The following is a 7,686-nucleotide window of genomic DNA, read 5'->3' on the forward strand; positions in this document are numbered from 1 at the left end:
CTACCATGAAGATACCGCGACTGGACAGCCGGGGCCTGAGCCTCATCGAACTGGTGGTGACCGTTTCGATTCTCGCCATACTTGCCGCAATCGTTCTGCCGTCGGCACAGATGACCAGCAAGAGATTGAAGGAACTGGAACTGCGGCGCGAGCTGCGTACCGTCAGGACCGCCCTGGACGAGTTCAAAAAAGCCTACGACAAGGCGGTCGACGAGAAGAAAATTGTTGCGTCCCTGAACAAGTCCGGTTATCCGGAGACGCTGGAGCAGATGGTTGAGGGGTACGATTTCGGCGGGGCGATCAATTACAAGAAGAAATTTCTCCGCAGGATTCCGGTCGACCCGTTCAATCCGCCGAAACCCGGCGAGAAGCCCGAATGGGGACTCCGTTCCTATGCGGATCAGCCGGACTCCACAAGCTGGGGCGGGGAGGACGTGTACGATATCTATTCCCTCAGCGAAGAGACGGCAATCGACGGGACTCACTACAAGGACTGGTAACACCATGGCAAAACGGTTACTGACACGACAGCACGGTTTCACGCTCATCGAACTGATGATCGTCATGACCATAATCGGCATCCTTGCCGCCATTGCCGTACCCAATTACCAGGTGGGACTGCTCAAGGCGAGGGAGGCGGTTCTCAGTGAAAACCTCTACAACTTCCGCAATACCATCGAGCAGTTCAATGCCGACCAGGGCAAGTTCCCCGATTCACTCCAGGAGATGGTGGACAAGAAGTATTTCCGCTCCCTGCCGATAGACCCTTTCACCAAGAAAAGCGATACCTGGGTGACGGTCGCACCACCGGCTCCCACCGACGGCAGCGAAGCGAAAGGCTCCATTTACGATGTGCACAGCGGCTCCAATCTGGTAGGGACAAATGGTGTTCCGTACAATGAATGGTAATCGCATCGAAGCGGTCTGTTTGTCCGTTCCGATGCCATGCGATGCTGACATGTTTTACGAGGATTAGTAATGATTCAACTGCATAACGTGTTCCTGTCCTATCAGAAGGAAGTTACCGCCCTGCATGGCATCAACCTTCATGTCCCGCGCGGAGAGTTCGTTTTCCTCACCGGCCCGTCCGGCGCCGGGAAGTCGACGCTCCTGAGGCTCCTCTATGCGGCGCTTTCTCCCACACGCGGCCAGGTCGTGATCGACGGCCAGAACGTGACCCGCATGACGCGATCCCAGATCCCCTATCTGCGCCGCTCCATCGGGGTGGTGTTCCAGGATTTCAAGCTCCTTCCCAACCGCACGGTGCTGGAGAATGTCGCCATTACCCTTGAGGTGCTCGGCTGGAGCAAGCAGGACATCAACAAGAAGGTGTTCCACATTCTCAAACAGATGGGGCTGGAGCATAAAATCAACGCGACTCCTCTCAGGCTGTCCGGTGGTGAACAGCAGCGGGTGGCCCTGGCACGGGCGCTGGTGAACGACCCGAAAATCCTGCTGGCCGACGAGCCGACCGGCAATCTGGACGAGGAGAACAAAGACCTCATCCTGAACATCTTCAGGGACGCGAATATACGGGGGACCACGGTGGTCGTAGCAACCCATGATCGGCGGCTAATTGAACACTCCCACAAGCGGGTTGTCACCCTTGAAAAGGGGAAGATCGTGGAGGGTCCCGATGTCACGCAATAAACAGGCAAAGCGGCCCAAGCTCGCCAACGAGGGATTCACCGGCAGACTCAGATTCTTCGTCGGCAGGGCGCTTCTCAATATCCGCCAGAATGCCTTCGTCAATATCGTCACCATCGGAACGATAACCCTGGCCATCCTCATCATCTCTCTCTTCATGCTCGTGTTCGTTAACCTGGAAGGGGTGGCGAACGACTGGAGCAAACGGGTACAGGTTACTGCCTACTTCGAACAGGAACTTGCCCCAGAGGAGCTTGCCACACTGAAATCCCGGGTCCTGGCCATTCCGGGAACGGACCGGGTTACCTATGTCAGCAAGGAGGAAGCGTTCAAACGGTTTCGCGAGCGGCTGAAAGGACAGGAGCTCCTTCTGGAAGGCATCACCACCGATGTCCTCCCCTCGTCGGTCGAAATCAGCCTGAAAAGCGCCAGTAGGAACAGTGATGCCGTTGCGGTGTACGTTGACCGGCTCAAGAAGGTGCCCGGCGTAACCGAAGTGCAGCACGGAGAGGAGTGGGTGCGGCGCTATACGACCTTCATGAATTTCCTGCGGCTGGCCGGGCTGCTGCTCGGCAGTTTTCTGGTTCTCGCCGTGATATTCATCGTGTCCAACACGATCAAGCTGACTATCTATTCCCGCAAGGAGGAACTGGAGATCCTCAGTCTCGTCGGCGCGACGCGCTTCTTCATAAAGGCGCCGTTCCTTATCGAAGGAATCCTGCAGGGAGCGTCCGGTGCCGGACTGGCCCTTATCATCCTGACAGGATGTTATTACGCCTTTCTTCACAATGCCGGCAATTTCCTGTCGTTCAATCCGGCTGCCGCAGGGTTGGCCTTCCTGCCGCCGGTTTACAGTGTGGGGCTGTTCGTCAGCGGGGTACTGCTCGGTTTCATCGGCAGCGCCACTTCCCTTAAGCGGTTTGTCAGCGTTTGATCATGATCCGGATCTTCTTCCTGACAGCATGTGCCTGCTTCATCTGTGCAGCGCCGCTCCATGCCGATGTCCGTGATGATTTGCAGGGGGTGGCAAAGCAGATCAAGGAAAAAAAACTTCTCCTGAAAAAGACCAGGAAGGTTGAAACCCAGGTCAGTTCCGAGTTGACCCAGATTGAGAAAAACCTGCACGAAAAGGAGAATAACCTTGTCTCCCTCGGGCGGGAACTCAGGGGTGTCGAAACGGTGCTTGGCCGTACCCAGCGCGAGATAGAGGAGGTCAAGGGGGAGGCGGAACGAAAGCGGGACCAGATCCGTCGCCGCCTGGTTGCCCTCTACAAGACCGGCGAGATGGGGAGCGCCCGGATGTTTTTCGGTGCGGAATCCCTGCCCCAGATGGTCGAGGGACAGCGCTACATGCAGGCCGTTTTGGGGCGGGACAGGCAGCTGTTTGCCGAGTATAACCAGAAAATAGACCAGTTGAGACTTCTCAAGGTACGTCTCGAAGGGGACGTTGCCCGAAAGGAGAAGATCAAGGCGTCCATCGAGGTGAAGAAGCACGAGATCGAGGAGGAGAAGCAGAAGAAAGCGGCCTTTCTGACACAGGTCCGGGAGGAAAAAAAGTCTTACCAGACGTCGATCAAGCAACTGGAAGCCAATGCGCGGCGCCTCCAGTCCATGGTGGAAAGGCTTGAAGCACGCAGTAGAAAAAGCTATACTGCCAAAAAAGATAAATCGGGAGTCGGCAGCGGCCCCCCCCTTCCGCTTATACCGGACAAGGGGTTCGGCGCCCAGAAGGGGCGGCTCAGCATGCCGGTCCGGGGTGAGGTTGTCGGAAGGTACGGCAGGCACAAGCATCCCGAATTCAATTCCTTTACGGTCAGCAACGGCGTATCCATCGCGGCGCCGGCGGGAACCGACATCCACGCGGTGTTCGACGGCCAGGTTATCTTTGCCGACTATTTCAAGGGATATGGCAACATGGTGATCGTCGATCACGGGGGCGGTTTTTTCAGCCTCTATGCCCACACTTCCCGCATCATGAAAAGGGTGGGAACGACCGTTACGCGTAACGAGGTCCTGGCCAGCGTCGGGGATGTGGATTCCTCGCGGGGCTCGATGCTCTACTTCGAAATTCGTTATCAGGGTAAGCCGATCGATCCGACCCCCTGGATACGCTAAGCACCATAAGAATATGGGGAGGCATGATGTCAGTTCGTAACAAGGGGAAAAAAGTGGCCCTGTTGGTTGCCGCGGTAACGGTGCTGGCGGTTTTTATCGGTACGGGTGCCCAGCGCCGGTGCTCGGCCCAGGGCGCTAACGATTACGAGTCTATCGAACTCTTTACCGACGTGCTCGCCATCGTCAAGAAGAGCTACGTGGAAGAGGTGGACACGAAAAAGATCATCTACGGCGCGATCAACGGCATGCTCACGTCTCTCGATCCCCACAGTTCCTTCATGCCTCCCGAGATGTACAAGGAGATGAAGATCGAGACCAAGGGCTCCTTCGGCGGGCTGGGGATCGAGATAACCATCAAGGACGGTCTCCTGACGGTAATTTCCCCCATCGAGGACACTCCCGCCTTCAAGGCCGGTATCAAGGCGGGCGACCAGATTCTCAAGATCGACGACAAGTTCACCAAGGACATGACCATCATGGATGCGGTCAAGCGGATGCGTGGTCCCAAGGGGACCAAGGTTGTCCTGACCATCTTCCGCGAGGGGCTGGACAAGCCGAAAGAGTTTCCGCTGGTCCGTGATGTCATCCAGGTGAAGAGCGTCAAGTACAAGACCCTGGACGACGGTTTCGGGTATGTCCGGGTGGCCCAGTTCCAGGAAAAGACCGACGAGGACCTGGCAAAGGCGCTCAATACCCTGCGGCAGGACAACGGCGGCAGCCTCCGCGGGCTGGTTCTCGATCTGCGCAACGATCCCGGCGGACTGCTCGATCAGGCGGTACGGGTCGCGGAGCATTTCATCGACGAGGGGCAGTTGATCGTCTATACCGAGGGCCGGGAGAAGGAATCCAAGATGCGGTTCAACTCCCGGAAAGGGACCAAGGAGCCGTCCTACCCGATAGTGGTCCTCATCAACAGCGGCAGCGCCAGCGCCTCCGAAATCGTGGCGGGTGCTCTCCAGGATCACAAGCGTGCGGTTATCATGGGCACCCAGAGTTTCGGCAAGGGGTCGGTGCAGACCATCATCCCGCTTTCTGATAATTCCGGCCTGCGCCTTACCACTGCCCGTTATTACACCCCCAGCGGGCGTTCGATCCAGGCCAAGGGGATCACTCCCGATATCACGGTGGAGCGGCTGGACCTTCCCGCAACTGAGAAGAAGGAAGGGGCGCACCTTCGGGAGAAGGATCTGGAAAACCACTTTGAGACGGCTGACGGGAAGGATGTTCCCGCCGAGAAGAAAGAGGAGAAACTCCCTGCATATAAATCTGATGAACAGGTAAAGGGCGATTACCAGATTCTCCGTGCCCTCGACCTCCTGAAGGGATGGGAGATTTTCAAGAAGGTCAGCAAAGCGCCGTAAGTTGCGAATACCACCACGGGAACGGGAGAGGATACCCGCTCGTTCCCGTGGTGGAAATGAGGCTTTGGCTGAAATTTTGCCGCAGATACAGATTTTTAGCTTTAACTTGGCGTTTTGTTGTAGTATACAAGGACGTTGCAGGTGAAAGTAGCTTCTAACGTGGATTGGATGAGACCCGCATGGCAAGAACAAAAAGCGACAGTAAGGCAACTGAACCCGTAAAGCTCGATGTTCGCGCATTCGGCGGGTTGTCCATCTACTACAAGGGTGCTCCGATCACCATCCTCTGGGAAAGCCAGAAGGCCCGCCTCCTGTTTTGCTATCTGCTGGTGACCTATGACCAGTGGGTTCATCGTGACAAGCTTATCGAAGTGCTCTGGCCCGGTTGCGACGTCAAGGCTGGCGCGAACAACTTCAAGACCACCGTCAGTCGTCTCAGGAAATCCTTCAGCGGCCCCCAAACCATCAACCCCGTCATTACCCAGGGTGAGGCGGTGCGGCTTGACGTCAACGTGATCTCTCTCGATGCGAGCCTGTTCCGTTACAATGCCACCAATGGCATCAAGTTCCAGGCCCGGGGTGACAACAAGGCCGCCCGCGAATTCCTGGAGGCTGCCCAGGACCTGTACACGGGCGATTTTCTCCCCGAAGAGCCGTTCAATCCTTTCATCAGCGCTGCCAGGAGCGAATTGCACCAGTTCTACGTGTCGGTAATTACCTCCCTGGAAAAGGTATATCACCAGGAGCAGAATTCCGATGCCATGGAAGCGCTCCTCATGCTCAAGAATTCGTTGACACTCCACCACGTCTGACCTGTCACCCGCAAAGAGAAGGAGTCACGATCCGCCATGACCCGGTTCGGCTGCAATGCCGGGCCGGGTCTTCGTGTATCCGCCGCACAAAATTTTCCTTTACCTTCGTTGTGAAATAATTCTAAACTGGGCGGGCTGAACAAAAGAAAGGGAGGATACGTACATGAGTCTGCGGAATATGTTCCGGTTGCTGGCAATAGGTGCGGTCATCAGTCTGGCAGGGTGTGGCGGGGGAGGGGGGAGCAGCAGCGGAGGGACGACTCCGCCTCCGGTGACCACGTTCACCATTACAGCGTCAGCAGGTGCCGGTGGCAGTATAGATCCGGTTGGCACGACAACCGTGACGAGCGGTGCCAGTCAGTCCTACATCATTAAAGTCAATGCTGGATACACCATCCAAAGTGTCTTAGTCGATGGTGTTTCGGTTGGAGCGGTATCCAATTACACGTTTAGCAATATCACCGCCAACCATACCATTTCCGCCAGTTTCAGTACGTCAGTACCTCCGCCAGCATCTACGTTCACCATTGTGGCCTCAGCAGGCACGGGTGGCAGTATATCCCCGGCCGGGACGACAACTCTGACAAGCGGTGCCAGTCAGACTTACACCATCACGGCCGCTACGGGATATGTCATTCAGAGCGTTTTGGTTGATGGAGTTTCGGTTGGTGCGGTGCCTACGTACACTTTCAGCAATGTTACCGCTTTCCACACCATTGCCGCGAGTTTTACTCCCAATCCTTATACCGTAACGCTGACTGCGTCGAAGAATATTGCACTGAACAATAACAGTGACAGTGTCAATTTGACAGCAACCGTCTCCCCGGCGGTTCCCAACGGTACTGTCGTTACATTTACGGCGCCCAGCGGGACGACTATCAGTACTGTTACCCCCACGTCAGGAAATGTCGCAACGGCCGTGGCCAGGTCAACGACGCATGCTTCTGTCACCTTTACCGCTTCCGTTGCGGGTGCAAACGGGAGCACGATTGTAAAGTTCATTCCCCAGCCGGCGAGTGCCGACGTATTCATCGCCCTCGACAGTGCACGAACACTGGACTCTTTGGAATTGAAATTTGTGAATGACGCAGGAGCTACCTACACGAGCGCCACCAGTTTGAATCAACTGCTGGCAGATACCGGTTCCCTCCTTACGGCGGGTCCTGGACTCGCAGACCCGGCCAATACGATCACGATTGGTGTCGTAAGCGCTGCAGGATTTACTACGGTCGCAAACACCCCGATAATCCAACTGACGTACAGTGGCATAACGTCGGGCATTCCCGGCTTCCGGGTCGGTTCAGTTGTCGGTGCATCGACATTCCCGAGTGTCCCGCTTGTGCTGTCCGCATCCAATTTTGTGGTAACCGTTACCTATAAGGACAGCGGCGGCAACCCTCTCTAGTGAGCTGATGCGTTACTTGAAAGGCCGGGTCGTTGCCCGGCCTTTTTCAGTGGAGGCTTTTGTCTGGATAGTGTCATTACTGAGGGGTGGTTTATTAGCTTCAAAGAGGGGGAAGGCGACAGGAAACCCTTCTCCTGAGCGGCAAAGTTTTTGTGATATCCGGCAAAAAAAGTATTGACTCCCGAGAGCTGTTTTGTTATAAAAAAAAGCTCGTTGAGCGGGAATAACTCAGTGGTAGAGTGCGACCTTGCCAAGGTCGAAGTCGCGGGTTCGAATCCCGTTTCCCGCTCCAAAATAGCTAAGTAGTTTCAGTAGGATGCAGCTGAAACTTTAAAACTGTCCCCGG

Annotated in this window: 8 protein-coding genes and 1 tRNA gene; all 9 read left to right on the top strand. The window is 55.9% G+C overall.

Translation table 11 applies throughout. From position 1 onward, the window contains the following. Positions 1-5 precede the first annotated feature (5 nt). The 9 genes from KI810_RS15405 (at position 6) to KI810_RS15445 (ending at position 7,632) form a co-directional block, all read left to right on the top strand. Positions 6-500 (top strand): type II secretion system protein, encoded by a 495-nt coding sequence (locus KI810_RS15405; RefSeq protein WP_214176450.1) that lies wholly within the window; start codon positions 6-8, stop codon positions 498-500. A gap of 4 nt (positions 501-504) precedes the next feature. Continuing rightward, positions 505-909: a type IV pilin protein gene (locus KI810_RS15410; RefSeq protein WP_281412621.1), complete on the top strand. Its 405-nt coding sequence runs from the start codon at positions 505-507 to the stop codon at positions 907-909. 69 nt (positions 910-978) lie between these two features. Next, a complete protein-coding gene (gene ftsE / locus KI810_RS15415; protein ID WP_214176451.1) occupies positions 979-1,650 on the top strand; it encodes a cell division ATP-binding protein FtsE in 672 nt (223 codons plus the stop codon). Further along, a complete protein-coding gene (gene ftsX, locus KI810_RS15420) occupies positions 1,637-2,581 on the top strand; it encodes a permease-like cell division protein FtsX (protein ID WP_214176452.1) in 945 nt (314 codons plus the stop codon). The genes ftsE and ftsX overlap by 14 nt, the downstream gene beginning before the upstream one ends. Positions 2,582-2,583: 2 nt before the next feature. Further along, positions 2,584-3,762, top strand: a complete 1,179-nt coding sequence (locus tag KI810_RS15425; protein WP_214176453.1) for a murein hydrolase activator EnvC family protein — start codon at positions 2,584-2,586, stop codon at positions 3,760-3,762. Positions 3,763-3,788: 26 nt separating this feature from the next. Further along, positions 3,789-5,123 (top strand): S41 family peptidase, encoded by a 1,335-nt coding sequence (locus tag KI810_RS15430; RefSeq protein ID WP_214176461.1) that lies wholly within the window; start codon positions 3,789-3,791, stop codon positions 5,121-5,123. A gap of 179 nt (positions 5,124-5,302) precedes the next feature. After that, positions 5,303-5,935 carry an AfsR/SARP family transcriptional regulator gene (locus tag KI810_RS15435; protein ID WP_214176454.1) on the top strand — a complete coding sequence of 211 codons (633 nt, stop codon included), beginning with the start codon at positions 5,303-5,305 and terminating at the stop codon, positions 5,933-5,935. 163 nt (positions 5,936-6,098) lie between these two features. After that, the gene (locus tag KI810_RS15440) at positions 6,099-7,340 is read left to right on the top strand and encodes a hypothetical protein (RefSeq protein WP_214176455.1); all 1,242 of its coding nucleotides are present in this window, start codon (positions 6,099-6,101) and stop codon (positions 7,338-7,340) included. Positions 7,341-7,557: 217 nt separating this feature from the next. Next, a tRNA-Gly gene (locus KI810_RS15445) sits at positions 7,558-7,632 on the top strand. Positions 7,633-7,686 lie beyond the last annotated feature (54 nt).

Origin of the sequence: Geomobilimonas luticola, from assembly GCF_018476905.1 — a bacterium.
GTDB lineage: Bacteria > Desulfobacterota > Desulfuromonadia > Geobacterales > Geobacteraceae > Geomobilimonas > Geomobilimonas luticola.

Coding starts and splice junctions, on each gene's coding strand:
- KI810_RS15405 (WP_214176450.1), top strand. CDS start 6: ATGAAGATACCGCGACTGGACAGCCGGGGCCTGAGCCTCATCGAACTG.
- KI810_RS15410 (WP_281412621.1), top strand. CDS start 505: ATGGCAAAACGGTTACTGACACGACAGCACGGTTTCACGCTCATCGAA.
- ftsE (WP_214176451.1), top strand. CDS start 979: ATGATTCAACTGCATAACGTGTTCCTGTCCTATCAGAAGGAAGTTACC.
- ftsX (WP_214176452.1), top strand. CDS start 1,637: ATGTCACGCAATAAACAGGCAAAGCGGCCCAAGCTCGCCAACGAGGGA.
- KI810_RS15425 (WP_214176453.1), top strand. CDS start 2,584: ATGATCCGGATCTTCTTCCTGACAGCATGTGCCTGCTTCATCTGTGCA.
- KI810_RS15430 (WP_214176461.1), top strand. CDS start 3,789: ATGTCAGTTCGTAACAAGGGGAAAAAAGTGGCCCTGTTGGTTGCCGCG.
- KI810_RS15435 (WP_214176454.1), top strand. CDS start 5,303: ATGGCAAGAACAAAAAGCGACAGTAAGGCAACTGAACCCGTAAAGCTC.
- KI810_RS15440 (WP_214176455.1), top strand. CDS start 6,099: ATGAGTCTGCGGAATATGTTCCGGTTGCTGGCAATAGGTGCGGTCATC.